The following is a 14067-nucleotide window of genomic DNA, read 5'->3' as shown; positions in this document are numbered from 1 at the left end:
TTGATCTCCCCACCTCGGAACAAGCCATGAAACTGAGCCGTAGGCTGCTGTGGTTCGGAATAGCGGGCGTTCTGGGCCTCCTGGTAGATGTGGCCGTGCTGACCGCACTGCGTGACACCTTGGGCGTTTACGGCGCTCGGGCAGCGTCCTTCCTGGCGGCCGCTACTGCCACCTGGCTAGTCAATCGCCACCTTTCGTTCGCGGGGCGCTCGGCGGGGGTCAGCCTCTGGCACGAGTATCTGCGCTACCTTGGCCTCATGCTGGGCGGTGGCGCGGTCAATCTGGCCGTTTACTCTTTCCTTGCCTGGCGCTTCTCGCAAACGCCATTTTGGTTGGCCGTCTACGTAGGTGCAGGTAGCTTGGCAGGCATGACCATGAATTACCTGGGCGCCAGCCAGTGGCTGTATCGCCATAAGGCGCCTGACCAACGCTCCTAGCAGCGCGGGCGAACGCCGCTGAGCGTTCACCCGCAACGGGTAAGGCACCACGGCCTCCGATGGGGAAGGGAACTGTTTGGAGCGATCGGTTACTCAAGAGAGTGCCGAGCGCTTAGGTGACCGTCGGGCTTGGAAATCGACGGCCGCAAGGCGCCAAGTAACGATCCTTCACAGTACCCCCTGCATTCATTGCACTGATATCGGCTCTCCCAGCATCACCAAGCTGTCTTCGCTTTTTGCTCCTCTCGCGGAGCCGCCTACGGCCGCTCACGCCCCGAAACGATAGCAGCCAGGCAGCAGTGCAGGCTTCAACAGCTCCTATTTCCCCTTCCCTCCCAGCCATGCCTTTTTGTTGCTTCAAATCAAGTTCAGTCTCCACCAAAAGCGAACGTCCCGCGCCTTCCACGGAGCTTCAGAACAGGCCAACCCACCGCCCTATTGCCGGGCCGGTGGTCGGTACTACGGGTGTGGGTGCACAGCTCACTGCAGAGCGCCAGCTGGAAGAAAATGCCCAACACGTTCCGGAGTCATCGTTCGACGAGCAAGACATCTGCATCCTGGTTGATCCTTCCGATTCTTCTCCTTCTTCAGTCGAGACGGAATCCTTCGATATGGATCATCGATCACATCAAAACTCGACAGACGTCCTCAACCGATCAGATCCTGGCCGCGTGGCGGTACCAAGGCCTCGCACCAGGTCTGAGCGGCTCCAGTCGAGCAGAGAAGCCTTGAATCCTTCGTATGCCGCATCTTTATCAGACACCACACAAGGTCCATTTACGCGTTCCAAGCACACGCCGACGCATCGAAATCGCCTCACTCCTTTGATGACAGCTTCGCAGTCAGGAGAGATCGAGCTGGTGAAAAGTCTGCTGAAACAGCCTGATGCTCAAGTCAATGCCAAGCTCATCCCCTCAGGCCAGAGCGCGCTGACCTTGGCGATCAATAGGAAGCATCAGAACGTGGTCGACGCCCTGCTCGAATCCAAGGCGAATCCAAACTCCTACATTCCAGGCGGCACGAGCGCATTAGGGCTGGCCATTGGAAGTAAGCAACCGGTTGCTGTGGAGGCGTTGTTAAACGCCGGTGCTCAAGCGAATGCCACGTTCAGCAATGAAGTGACTCCATTAACGCTTGTAGCAACAAAAGGATGCCTGGATACCCTGTACGTACTCTTGAAAATGGATCCGGAAAGCGGCTCCGCTGCCAACCTGAATGCCGCGCTTCGGGTGGCCGCAAACTTTGGGCACGTGGAATTCGTCAATGCCCTGCTACAGCTGGGCGCAGTAGCTTCAGCGAAAACCCTTCAAACCTTGGTGGAGAACCGGATCGACGCCAATCCAGCCTGCGGGAGCGCGAAGCTTGAGTTAATAGCCCTACTGAAGCAAGCGGCTCAGCGTAACTGCTGGAATTTCCTGGATGCGATGCTGGAATTTGAAATCCCGATGCATCCCAAGAATCTGTTCGCCGCTCCGCTGTGGCCTCAAGACGAATCCAATCTCAGCGAGATTGACGGCGCATTTATTCATGCAAAAAATATGGGGTGCCGGAACCTTGCCGAACGATTGTTAAATCTGCGTAGAGCGGTCTTGTCCGCAATGGCCCTCGGAACGCTTAGGACCGGGCCGCCGCCTCACTCCCGCCCAAGGCCTTCCAGAGCGTCACACGATTAATCTGCTCCGCCAGACGAAGGGTCAGCAAGGTTTGTTGAGCAGCGTACAGGCTACGCTGGGCGTCCAGCACTGTCAGATAGTTGTCTGCACCGGAGGTGAACCTGGCCTCTGACAGATCGAACGCTTTCTGAGTTGCCTGCACCATGCCTTCTTGCGCACGCAGCCGCTCACTCCATTGAGCTCGGTCCGCCAGCACATCAGACACTTCTCTGAATGCCGTTTGCACGGCTTTATCGTATTGCGCCACGGCAATGCGCTGATTGGATTCAGCCACCAAGACGCCAGCACGCGAGCGCCCGCCGTCAAAAATGGGAAGCCTGACCAACGGGATAAAGCTCCAGGTAGAGTTTCCGCCGCCAAACAAACCGTTCAGTTCATTGCTTCCCGTACCCAGGCTACTGGTGAGCGAGATGGTGGGAAACATGGCTGCCCGCGCCGCACCAATGTTGGCATTCATGCCACGCAGGCTATGCTCTGCCGCCTGCAGATCAGGGCGTTGAAGCAGCAAGTTGGAGGGCAAGCCTTGGGGCGACGGCAAGAGGGTTGCGGCCCCGCCGTTCGAAGCGCTCAAAACGCTTTCCGTAGGCAGCAGGCTTTCTGGCACAAGCCCGCCCACAAGCAACTGCAAGGCATTGCGGCTGCGGTCTGCCTGAGAAGTGAACGCAGCGACATCGCCCCGAGCAGTCTCCACCGTGGAGAGGTTCTGTGCCAACACCAAGCCCGAGGTCGAGCCGATGTCAAATATCTTCTTGGTCAGCTCATAGGATTTCTCCCGTGCAGCCAAGGTAACTTTTGCCAACTGCAGGCGAGACGTATCAGCCGCCAAGGTGAGCCAGGCATTGCTGACATCTGCCACCAAGGCGATTTGCACATTGCGCTGGTTGTCTTCCGATTGAAGGAACGCTTGCAGCGCAGCCTCATTGAGATTGCGCACGCGCCCCCAGAAATCAATCTCGTAACTGGTGAACCCCAGTTGCGCCGTGAACTGATTGGCCAGGCTGGACCGCCCCGTCGTGGTTAAGTCTGCGGCGGTGCGACTACGAGAGCCCTGCGCCTGTGCATTCACGCTGGGCAGGAGATCGGCACGTGTGATGCCGTACTGCGCACGGGCCTTTTCAATGTTCTCGATCGCCACACGTAAATCACGGTTGTGACTGAGAGCAAGTGCCACCACCTCGCGCAGTTGTGCGGCTTGGATCCATGTCTGCGCCTGTGCAAAAGCCAGACTGGCTTCATTGGCCACCACCGGCGTGCCGGTCCCCAGCGAGAGCGTCTCAGGCACTGCCAAAGGAGGTTGCTCGTACTTCGGCGCAACATTACACGCAGAGAGCAAAACGGTCGCAAGTACAGCAGCTACCGCCGGCTGCATGGTCAGGATGCTTTTCTTCATGCCGCAGACGTCTGTGTGGGTGGTTCTGTTGAAGAGGCAGATGCCGTTGCTGTCGCTGTTGGACTCTTGGCTTCAACACTGTCATCAAGACGGGACCGGCTCTTGAACCAACTGCGTATCAGAAGGAAGAACACAGGCACCAGGAACAAACCCAGAACCGTGGAAGCGACCATACCGCCCAGTACCGCCGTGCCGATGGCTTTTCGTCCGCCGGCACCTGCACCGGTACCCAAAGCCAGAGGCAACACGCCAAAACCAAATGCCAGGGAGGTCATCAAAATGGGGCGCAGCCGAATGCGAACGGCTTCCACAGTGGCATCGAAAACGTCTTTTCCTCGCTCTTGCAACTGCACCGCGAACTCCACAATCAAGATGGCGTTCTTGGCCGCCAGCCCCACTGTGGTCAACAGACCGACCTGGAAATACACGTCATTGGTCAAACCGCGCGAGTAAGTGGCCAGCAAAGCACCCACCACGCCAAGTGGCACAGCCAGGATCACAGAGAGCGGCACGGTCCAACTCTCGTAAAGAGCGGCCAGACACAGGAAAACGAACAAAATGGAAATGGCGTAGAGCAGAGGTGCCTGGGCGCCTGACTGACGTTCCTGCAGCGAAGCGCCGGTCCATTCATAGTCAATGCCACTGGGCATTTCCTTCAAAATGTCCTGCACGATCTGCATAACCAATCCTGAGCTTGCGCCCGGTGCGGCGTTACCCGCCAGCTCATACGCCGGAGCGCCGTTGTGGCGCATCAACTGAGGCGAGCCGTAGGCCCAGTAGGAAGTCGAGAAAGCGCTAAAAGGCACCATTTCGCCGTTCCTGTTGCGCACCGTCCATTTGGCAACGTCTTGCGGGAGCATGCGGTGCGGAATATCGCCTTGGATATATACCCGCTTGACACGACTATTGTTCAAAAAGTCATTGACGTAGGTGCCGCCCATCGCACTCGAGAGCACGCTATTGATATCGGCATAAGACAGGTTCAGCGCCGCCGCTTTCCGGTCATCAATCGAGATTCTCAACTCGGCTGCATCGTCCAGGTTAGTGGATCGCACGTTGGTCAACTCAGGGCGCTTGCGTGCCTCCGTGAGAAACTTGTCCTTGGCTGCGAGCAAGGCCGGGTGCCCCAGATCATTCATGTCTTTGAGCATGAGGTTGAAGCCCGCGTTCGAACCCAGGCCACGCACTGCGGGCGGCATGTTCACGAAGATGCGGGCATCGCGAATAGACGCCATTTCACGCGTCGCTTTGTGGGCAATGGCCGAGGCCGATTGCTCTTTGAGCGTGCGCTGATCCCAAGGTTTGAGGCGCACAAATCCGCGCGCTGAACTCTGGTCACCGCTCAACCCGGACACCTGGTTGAAGCTGATGACATCTGGTTGCTTGGCAAAGTACTCACGCACCTGGTCCAACACATCCTGCAAACGGGCATCCGCCGCACCCGAAGGCAAGTTGACGGTGACCGTGACATAGCCTTGATCTTCATCGGGAAGAAACGATGTCGGAAGGCGGCTGAAAAGCAACCATGCCACAGCCACAATGGCCAAGAAGATCAGCATCATCCGCTTGGAGCGGCGGAGTATTCCAGCCACACCCCGCTGGTATCGATCTGCGGTGATGTCGAAGTGATGGTTGAACCAGCGAAAGAACCGGTCACTCAACCCGAACAATCCACGGCGCGGAGCGGCATGGGGGTCCATGTGCGCTGGTGGTTTCAAGATCGTGGCACACAGCGCAGGGGTCAGTGTCAGCGCGACGAAGACCGAAAGGGCCATGGCAGCCACGATGGTGATCGAGAACTGCCTATAAATCACGCCGGTTGAGCCGCCAAAGAACGCCATGGGCACAAACACGGCCGATAGCGTCACTCCAATACCGACCAAAGCCGGTGTGATCTCTCTCATGGAATGCCTGGTCGCCTCCTTGGCCGCCATGCCAGTCTCATGCATCACGCGCTCAACGTTCTCAACCACCACAATGGCGTCGTCCACCAACAAGCCAATGGCCAACACCATGGCGAACATGGTGAGGGTGTTGATGGAGTAGCCAGCGGCTGACAATATGCCCAGAGTCCCCAGGAGCACCACAGGTACGGCAATCGCGGGGATCAGCGTGGCGCGGAAGTTCTGCAGGAAGACGAACATCACCAGCACCACCAGGATCATCGCCTCACCCAGCGCCATGACTACCTCATGAATAGATGCGCGCACGAAGGGTGTGGAATCCGAGCTGACGAAGTAATCAATCTCGTTGGGGAAAAAGGGCTTGAGCTCTGCCAGTTTGGCGGCTACGGCGTCAGATACCTGCATGGCGTTGGCGCCATCGGCCAGCACGATACCCATGCCGGCACCGGCCAAACCATTGATCTTTGATTTCACGGTCAGGTTATCTGCGCCCAACTCCACTCGCGCGACGTCTTTGATCGTGACGATTGAACCGTCTGTTGCCGTCTTAAGCACGACAGCCTCAAACTGTGAGACCGTTTGCAACTTGGTGCGCGCGGTGATGGTGGCATTGAGCTGCTGGTTCTCCGCGGCCGGCAACGCGCCCAATTGACCCGCGGAAACTTGCGCGTTCTGCGCATTGAGCGCAGCGACAAGATCTGAAGGCATCAGCGCATACTTTTGCATCGATGCCGGGTCCATCCAGATGCGCATGGCATAACTGGTGCCGAAGACGTTGACGTCGCCCACCCCGTCAATACGGCCAATCACGTCCACCAGGTTGGCGTTCAGGTAGTCGCCAATATCCACCTGGTTCATGGATGGATCGGTGGAGTAGAAACTGTAGGTGACCAGGAAATCCTGTCCGCCTTTGTTCACGAAAACGCCACGGCTTTTAACGGCTTCAGGCAGGCGGTTGGTAGCCGCTTGCAATTTATTCTGCACCTGCACCTGCGCCACATCGATGTTCGTACCAGGCGCAAAGGTCAGTGTGGTTCTCGCACGCCCTGCACTATCCGCAGTGGAGGTCATGTAGAGCATGTTGTCGATCCCCTTGAGCTGCTGCTCAATGATCTGGGTGACCGAGTTCTGCACCGTTTCGGCGGAAGCGCCGGTGTATTGCGCACCAATAGTGACTTGCGGCGGCGCAATATCAGGGTATTGCTCCAGCGGCAGCTTGAAGATGGACAAAGCCCCCGCAAGCATGATGACGATGGCAATGACCCATGCAAAGATGGGCCTGTTGATAAAAAACTGGGCCATGTGCTGGGTACTTCTGGTTGACTTTACTTTTTCTCAGTGGCGGCGCGCAGCGCGGCAGCCGATGCCTGAGGGTCAGCTTTTCGATCTGTTTTCGGACCGTCGCCTGACTCGGCCACCTTCACCTTGTCCCCCGGCTTGACGCGCTGAAAGCCGTCGATGACCACGCGTTCGCCATCCTTCAGGCCGCCCTGCACCAGCCAGTCGCTCGCGATCGCGCGGCCCAGGTCCACAAACCGCTTTTCAATGGTGCTGTCTTCTTTCACCACCAGGACACTGGCGCGGCCTTTCAGATCAAGCGAGACTGCGCGTTGGGGCAGAAGGATCGCGTCTGGCGCCAAACCCGTGGGAAGCTTGGCCTGCACATACATGCCCGGCATGAGCACGCCGTCAGGATTGGGGAACACTGCGCGCAATGTCACGGTTCCCATCGTCTGGTTGACGATCAAGCCTGAAAAGCGCAACTTGCCTTCGTGCTTGTATTCGCTTCCGTCCTCCAGCGCAATCCGGACCGACATTTCTTCGCCCCCGAGCGCCTGGTAACGGCCAGCCGCCAGATCATTTTTCAGGCGAAGCAACTCGGCGGTAGACTGCGTAAAGTTGACATACATCGGGTCCATCTGCACGATTTCTGTCAGAGGCGCGGTCTGATTCGCCGTGACCAGCGCACCAGGTGTCACGCTGGACAGGCTGATTCGCCCGGAGATAGGCGCCTCAATGCGGCTGTAGCGGAGGTTAATACGGCCGTTTTCCAGATTGGCCTTGGCCACAGCCACATCCGCGGCAGATTGCTTGACGGCCGCCTGGCTTTCCTCAAATGCCTGCTGGCTAATGGCCGTAATCTTCACCAGCTCCGCATTGCGCCGGGCCGTTGCCTCCAAGGTTCGCTGGCTGGCCTCTGTTTTGGCCAGCACCGCCATTGCACTGGCCTCCGCCGCGCGAAGGCTTGCCGCGTCCAACTGATAGAGGGGTTGGCCCTGCTTGACCAGCGCCCCCTCTGTAAAGAGCCGTTTTTGCACGATACCCGTGACCTGGGGCCGCACTTCAGCGCTCAGGAAGGCTGCCGTGCGGCCGGGCAAGGTCGTGTCCAGCCGCTGGCTTTGCTGCTTCAGCACGGTGACGCCCACTTCGGCGACACGCGGCTGTGCCGCAGGTGCAGGGGCGTTCTTGCCGCAAGCACTGAGCAGGGTCACGCCGAGCGCAAGCGCTGCCCACCCCAATCCACTTCGTGCCCCAGGGGAGGTGAGAGATTCCGCAGCGTTTTTCTTGAAAAATCGCTTAGTTGACGTGGCAGGCATTGTTGGAAATCCGAATGTCAATTACCCGTATTCTTAGGGCGGAATGTTGATTTGTGTAAAGCGGCGGGCTAAATGTAAACGCAACTTGAAATCGCTGCACGCGGGGACACCGAACAACGAATATATATAAGCAGTCAGCGCTTAAATGAACAGTAATGCTTCTGCAGACCCGTTAAGACTGCCTGAATGCACTTTTGTTCCTCAAGTTGCCAAGTGTGATTAGCGCGAAAGTATCCTTTTCAATGCCTCGCCGGTGTGCGTTGCGGCACGAACGACGTCTTCCGGTGTGCCAACGCTCACCAGTTGCCCGCCGGCGTCACCCCCTTCAGGCCCCAGATCAACAATCCAGTCGGCTTCGGCAATCAGATCGAGGTCGTGCTCAATGACCAGCACGCTATGACCCCCGTCGACCAGGCGATGCAGCACGCGGATCAGTTTTTCTACGTCCTGCATGTGCAGACCAACCGTGGGCTCGTCCAGCACATAAAGAGTGTGTGGCGCTTTCTGGCCTCTTCGGCCAATGTCATCACGCACCCTGGCCAACTCAGTCACGAGCTTGATGCGCTGCGCCTCGCCGCCCGAAAGCGTGGGTGAAGGCTGCCCAAGAGTGAGATAGCCGAGCCCCACATCCTTGAGCAATTGCAGCGGGTGGGCAATGTTAGGCATGGTGCTGAAAAAGCCAACCGCCTCATCCACTTCCATCCGAAGCACATCACCAATGCTTTTACCGCGCCAAGTCACAGCCAGGGTTTCCGGATTGAAGCGGGCACCGTGGCATACCTCGCACGAAACTTTCACGTCAGGCAGGAAGCTCATCCCGATCGTGCGCATGCCTTGGCCTTCGCACCCAGGGCAGCGCCCCTCGCCTGTATTGAAGCTGAACCTGGCCGGGCTGTAACCGCGCGCGCGCGCCTCCAGGGTCTCGGCAAACAGTTTGCGCACGGTGTCCCAAAAGCCAATGTAAGTGGCAGGGCAGGACCTGGGGGTCTTGCCAATCGGGGTTTGATCAACTTCCAGGACGCGATCAATTTTCTCGAATCCGCGCAGGCCGGTGCAGCCGGCCAAGGCTGGCGCCTTGCCAGCGTCCATGGCCTCGCGCCCAGCCTTGGTGGCGCGCTGGCCCACCCACGCGGCGACGTTGGCAAGCAATACATCACGCGCCAACGTAGATTTTCCGGAACCGCTGACCCCTGTGACCGCCACCAGACGTTTCAGAGGCACATCGACATCCACACCCTTCAGGTTGTGCAGGTTGGCTCCCAGCACCGACAGCGTGGTGTCCACGGCAAACTCGATCGGACGACGCGCCTGCATGGGGTGGCGCATGGCATCACGCAGATAGCGGCCAGTGGCGGAGTCCGGCGCGGCTTCAAGATCGGTGGCCGTACCTTGTGCGACCAAATGTCCACCGCGCACCCCAGCGCCTGGTCCGATGTCGATCAAATGTTCGGCTTGGCGAATCGTGTCTTCATCGTGTTCCACCACCACCAGCGTGTTGCCTTTGTCGCTGAGGGTTTGCAGTGCGTTCAGCAAGATGCGGTTGTCGCGGGCGTGCAGGCCGATGGTGGGCTCATCCAGCACGTAGCAAACGCCTTGCAGGTTGCTGCCCAGTTGTGCTGCCAGGCGGATACGCTGCGCCTCGCCACCACTTAAGGTGGGGGCGCCCCGGTCGAGAGTAAGGTAGCCCAGGCCCACTTGCTCGAGGAAGTCCAGGCGGCTCTTGATCTCAGGGACCAGATCGCGTGCGATGTCGGCGTCGCGGCCGGCGAGATGAAGGCCCTCAAACCAGCCGCGGAGATCGTGCACGCTGAGGTGAGCGAGGTGAGTAATCCCAATGCCGCGGTCTTCCGTGGAGGCTTGGCTGTCTCCAACATGGGAGTGCGCAGATTCCAGCCGTACTGCGCGTGCGGTCGAATTCAAACGTGTGCCATGGCAGGTTGGGCACGCCACGTCAGCCACATCTTCGATCTCAGGTTCGGCGAAAGTCTGCTCCCGCCCTTTTTGATCATCGGCCAAGACCGAATCATCGAGAACCTTGCGCTGCTCCTTGGTTAGCTTGACCCCTGTGCCCACGCAGTCTGTGCACCAGCCGTGCTTGCTGTTGTAGCTGAACAAGCGTGGATCGAGTTCGGCATAGCTCGTCGAGCAGATGGGACAAGCCCGGGTCGTGGAGAACGCGTCCAAACGGCCAATGCCTTTCGTGGAGCGACCCTCTTGCATCGCCGGGCCCAGGCCGTCCAGATCGCTCAACACCTGGACCACGCCTTTGCCGTGCTCCAGCGCCCGTGCAATAGCTAGACGCAGTTGCGTCTCATGGGCCGGCGACACGACCAGACTCAATACCGGGAGCTCAATATTGTGTTCCTTGAAGCGGTCAATGCGAGGAAAACCGGTGGTGGGCAAAAACTCGCCATCCACCCGCAGATGCGTGTAGCCGCGTGGCCGCGCCCAGTCGGCCAACTCGGTATAGACGCCCTTGCGGCCCACAACCAACGGAGCCAGCAGGCCAATGGTCTGGTTGCGATAGCGCGTCATGATCTGCGCTGCAATGCGCTCAGGGGTTTGCGGCTGCACCGCAGCGCCATCATGAATACAGTGCTGCACGCCCAGCTTCACATACAGCAGGCGCAGGAAATGCCATACCTCGGTCGTCGTGCCCACCGTGCTCTTGCGGCCACCACGCGACAAACGCTGCTCAATGGCCACAGTAGGCGGAATACCGTAGACCGCATCCACATCAGGCCGCCCTGCGGGCTGAACGATGCTGCGCGCGTAAGCATTGAGCGACTCCAGATAACGCCGCTGACCCTCGTTGAAAAGGATGTCAAACGCCAGCGTGGATTTCCCCGACCCCGACACACCTGTGATGACATTGAACTTGCCGCGCGGGATTTCCACGCTGATGTTCTTCAGGTTGTGCTCGCGTGCGTGAATAATCTCGATCTGGTTCGAGCGCTGGAGCTTGGGCTCTGCGAGTGAATATCCGGCAGAGGCCTCTTTCACGCTGAACGCCGAACGATTGGCCATCAAGCTTTCATACTCACGCAAAGCCGCGCCGGTATGCGAAGAAGCGTGGCGAGCCACCTCTGCAGGAGTACCTTGCGCGATCAGCTCACCGCCTGCCTCGCCGCCCTCCGGGCCAAGATCGATCAGCCAGTCGCTCGCACGCATCACATCCAGGTTGTGCTCAATCACGATCAAGGAATGACCGGCATCGAGCAGCTTGCGGAATGCGCGCATGAGCTTGGCGATGTCATCGAAATGCAAGCCTGTGGTGGGCTCGTCGAACAGAAAGAGCGTGCCTTTGGTGGCCTTGGGTTGCCGGCTCGCCGTGCTCCCTTTGGCCGCCTCGGCCAGAAAGCCCGCAAGCTTCAAGCGCTGAGCTTCGCCCCCGCTCAGCGTGGGAACAGGTTGACCCAGTTTGACGTAATCAAGGCCCACATCTACCAACGGCTGCAGTACGCGGACGACCTCGCGGTCGCGCGAGAAAAGTTGCACTGCCTCGGCCACAGTGAGGTCCAGAACATCTGCCACGTTCAGGAAAACGCCTCCACGCTCCACGGCTTGCCGCTCTATGGTGACTTCCAGAATTTCTGGCCTATAACGTTTGCCATCGCAATCCGGGCAGCGGAGGTACACGTCAGAGAGAAACTGCATCTCTACATGCTCAAAGCCTGACCCTCCGCACGTGGGGCAGCGGCCATCGCCTGAGTTGAAGCTGAACTTGGCGGCTGTGTAACTACGTTGACGCGCCAGCGGCGCGTCAGCGAACAAGGCTCGGATGGCATCCCAGGCTCCCACATAGCTGGCGGGGTTGGACCTCGCCGTTTTGCCAATAGGTGACTGATCAACGAAAACCACCTCACTGAGGTGATCAGCCCCAAGCAGACGATCGTGCTTGCCAGGGGATTCCGTCGCTTTGCCAAAATGCCGAAGCAGCGCGGGCGCCAGGATGTCCTGGATCAAAGTGGATTTTCCGGAACCGGAAACGCCGGTCACCGTCACCAAACGTTGCAAAGGAAAATCGATCGAGAGATTCTTCAGGTTGTGCTCTGTCGCACCTTCCAGAATCAATCTGGGAGTGTTGTCTGCCACGGGGCGGGCAAAGCCGCTGTCAATGGTTTTTCGGCCACCCAGGTAAGCGCCGGTGAGCGTGTCCGCTCCGCGCAACTCCTCGGGCGTTCCGTCAAACACGATCCGTCCGCCTAGCGTGCCCGGCCCAGGGCCAAAATCAAGCACGCGGTCTGCGGCCATCATCACGGCGGGATCGTGCTCAACCACCACCAAGGTATTGCCGGCATTCTTAAGCCGCTGCATGGCCTGGGTGATACGGTCCATATCTCTTGGGTGCAGGCCGATGCTGGGCTCGTCCAGTACGAAGAGCGTATTGACGAGCGACGTACCCAGGGCAGTGGTCAAGTTGATACGCTGCACCTCACCGCCGCTGAGCGTTCGGCTCTGGCGATCAAGCGTGAGGTAGCCAATACCCACATCACAAAGGTATTTCAACCGCGCCTGGATTTCCTCAAGAATGAGCTTGAGTGCCTGAGCATTGGCACTGGCATTGGCAGCTTTAGCCTCCGCCGGATGTTCTTCCCCACTGCCCAAGCGCCCAAAAAACCGCTGCAATCGCTCCAGCGGCAGCAACATCAGATCGTGCAGGCTAAGCCCTGGCAAGGCTTCCAACTGCTCGCGTGACCACGTCACCCCCACAGGCATGAATCGCTGGCTGGAAGGCAGCTCTGAATCCGCATCAGAGCGCGTGCCCACGCGCCAAAGCAAGCTCTCCAGCTTTAACCTCGCCCCGCCACAATCAGGACACGTGGTGTAGCTGCGGTACTTGGACAGCAGCACCCGGATGTGCATCTTGTAGGCTTTGCTCTCCAGGTATTTAAAGAACCGGCGGATGCCATACCACTGCTTGTTCCAATTGCCTTCCTTGAAATTGGGCGTGCCTTCAATGACCCAGCTTTGCTGATCGGCAGTCAGCTTGTTCCACGACGTGTCGCGGGGAATGCCGGCAGCTTCGGCATGGCGCATGAGATCGTCCTGGCACTCGCTCCAAGCCGGCGTCTGGATAGGCTTGATCGCGCCAGCGCGCAGGGTAAGCCGCTGATCAGGGATCACCAAACCCCAATCCACCCCAATCACCCGCCCGAAACCGCGGCAAACTTCGCAGGCACCCACTGCGGAGTTGAAGGAGAACATCGAGGGAATCGGTTCGCGGTAGCGTAGATCGCTGTCGGGGCAATGAAGGCCTGTGGAGAAACGCCACAGATCAGGTTCGCCCTCGTCTCGCAAGGCATACACGTTCAGCCGCCCCGCGCCTCGCTGCAACGCCACTTCGATCGCCTCGATGACGCGAGCCTGTTCAGCACCACCCATGCGGAACCGATCAGCCACCACATCGAGGATCTTGTTAGCAGCGCCGCCCGGGGTCGCCACCTCACGCTCGGCCTGTACCTTGGTGAAACCGCTCACTGAGAGCCACTGCTCCACCTCTTGCGCGGAAGTGCCTCCGGGCAGCTCGACCGGGAACGTGACCACTAGCCTTGGATCGCCCAGCGCCGCGGCACGTTCGGCCAGGGTGGACGCGATGGTCTCAGGGGTGTCATGTCGCACCGATTGGGCGGTCTGCTTGTCAAACAACTGGCCTGCACGCGCAAAAAGCAGCTTCAGATGGTCGTTGAGCTCTGTCATCGTCCCGACCGTAGAACGCGAACTGCGCACCGGGTTGGTCTGATCGATCGCAATGGCTGGCGGTACGCCTTCCACCTTGTCCACCGCAGGCTTGTCCATGCGGTCGAGAAACTGGCGCGCGTAGGCGCTGAAGGTTTCAACGTAGCGGCGCTGTCCCTCAGCGTAGAGGGTATCAAACACCAGGCTAGACTTGCCTGAACCACTGGGGCCCGTGACTACCGTCAATTCACCCGTACGGATGTCGAGGTCGAGGTTCTTGAGATTGTGCTGGCGAGCGCCGCGTATTCGGATCAGCGGAGAAGACATGAGGCGGGTCCAACAGGTAGAGGCGGGAAATTCTATGCCTCATGCGTTAACCTTGCTCGC

General features: G+C 59.0%; 6 protein-coding genes. 2 read left to right on the top strand and 4 right to left on the bottom strand.

What is annotated here, in order from left to right:
* The first annotated feature begins 26 nt into the window (after positions 1–26).
* Entirely contained in the window at positions 27–437 is a 411-nt protein-coding gene (locus G518_RS0106860) for a GtrA family protein (RefSeq protein ID WP_028601887.1), read from the top strand.
* 467 nt (positions 438–904) lie between these two features.
* Entirely contained in the window at positions 905–2110 is a 1206-nt protein-coding gene (locus G518_RS0106855; protein ID WP_169457908.1) for an ankyrin repeat domain-containing protein, read from the top strand.
* On the opposite strand, the gene G518_RS0106850 is transcribed toward G518_RS0106855, so the two are convergent.
* The 4 genes from G518_RS0106850 to uvrA all read right to left on the bottom strand — a co-directional run bounded on the left by G518_RS0106850 (position 2052) and on the right by uvrA (position 14007).
* Positions 2052–3500 (bottom strand): efflux transporter outer membrane subunit, encoded by a 1449-nt coding sequence (locus G518_RS0106850; RefSeq protein WP_028601885.1) that lies wholly within the window; start codon positions 3498–3500, stop codon positions 2052–2054. The genes G518_RS0106855 and G518_RS0106850 overlap by 59 nt on opposite strands.
* Entirely contained in the window at positions 3497–6706 is a 3210-nt protein-coding gene (locus G518_RS0106845; RefSeq protein ID WP_028601884.1) for an efflux RND transporter permease subunit, read from the bottom strand. Before G518_RS0106845 ends, G518_RS0106850 begins: the two co-directional genes overlap by 4 nt.
* Before the next feature lie 23 nt (positions 6707–6729).
* Positions 6730–8001 carry an efflux RND transporter periplasmic adaptor subunit gene (locus tag G518_RS34210; protein WP_084651544.1) on the bottom strand — a complete coding sequence of 424 codons (1272 nt, stop codon included), beginning with the start codon at positions 7999–8001 and terminating at the stop codon, positions 6730–6732.
* A gap of 219 nt (positions 8002–8220) precedes the next feature.
* The gene (uvrA, locus tag G518_RS0106835; RefSeq protein WP_028601883.1) at positions 8221–14007 is read right to left on the bottom strand and encodes an excinuclease ABC subunit UvrA; all 5787 of its coding nucleotides are present in this window, start codon (positions 14005–14007) and stop codon (positions 8221–8223) included.
* Positions 14008–14067: the final 60 nt, after the last annotated feature.

The sequence above is a fragment of the Ottowia thiooxydans DSM 14619 genome, from assembly GCF_000422885.1.
In the GTDB taxonomy this organism is placed as follows: Bacteria; Pseudomonadota; Gammaproteobacteria; order Burkholderiales; family Burkholderiaceae_C; genus Ottowia; species Ottowia thiooxydans.
This window is presented reverse-complemented; position numbering and strand designations above follow the sequence as displayed.

Bases quoted from the DNA above. Each gene is read 5' to 3' on its own strand.
- G518_RS0106860 (WP_028601887.1), top strand. From the start codon at position 27: ATGAAACTGAGCCGTAGGCTGCTGTGGTTCGGAATAGCGGGCGTTCTG.
- G518_RS0106850 (WP_028601885.1), bottom strand. From the start codon at position 3,500: ATGAAGAAAAGCATCCTGACCATGCAGCCGGCGGTAGCTGCTGTACTT.
- G518_RS0106845 (WP_028601884.1), bottom strand. From the start codon at position 6,706: ATGGCCCAGTTTTTTATCAACAGGCCCATCTTTGCATGGGTCATTGCC.
- G518_RS34210 (WP_084651544.1), bottom strand. From the start codon at position 8,001: ATGCCTGCCACGTCAACTAAGCGATTTTTCAAGAAAAACGCTGCGGAA.
- uvrA (WP_028601883.1), bottom strand. From the start codon at position 14,007: ATGTCTTCTCCGCTGATCCGAATACGCGGCGCTCGCCAGCACAATCTC.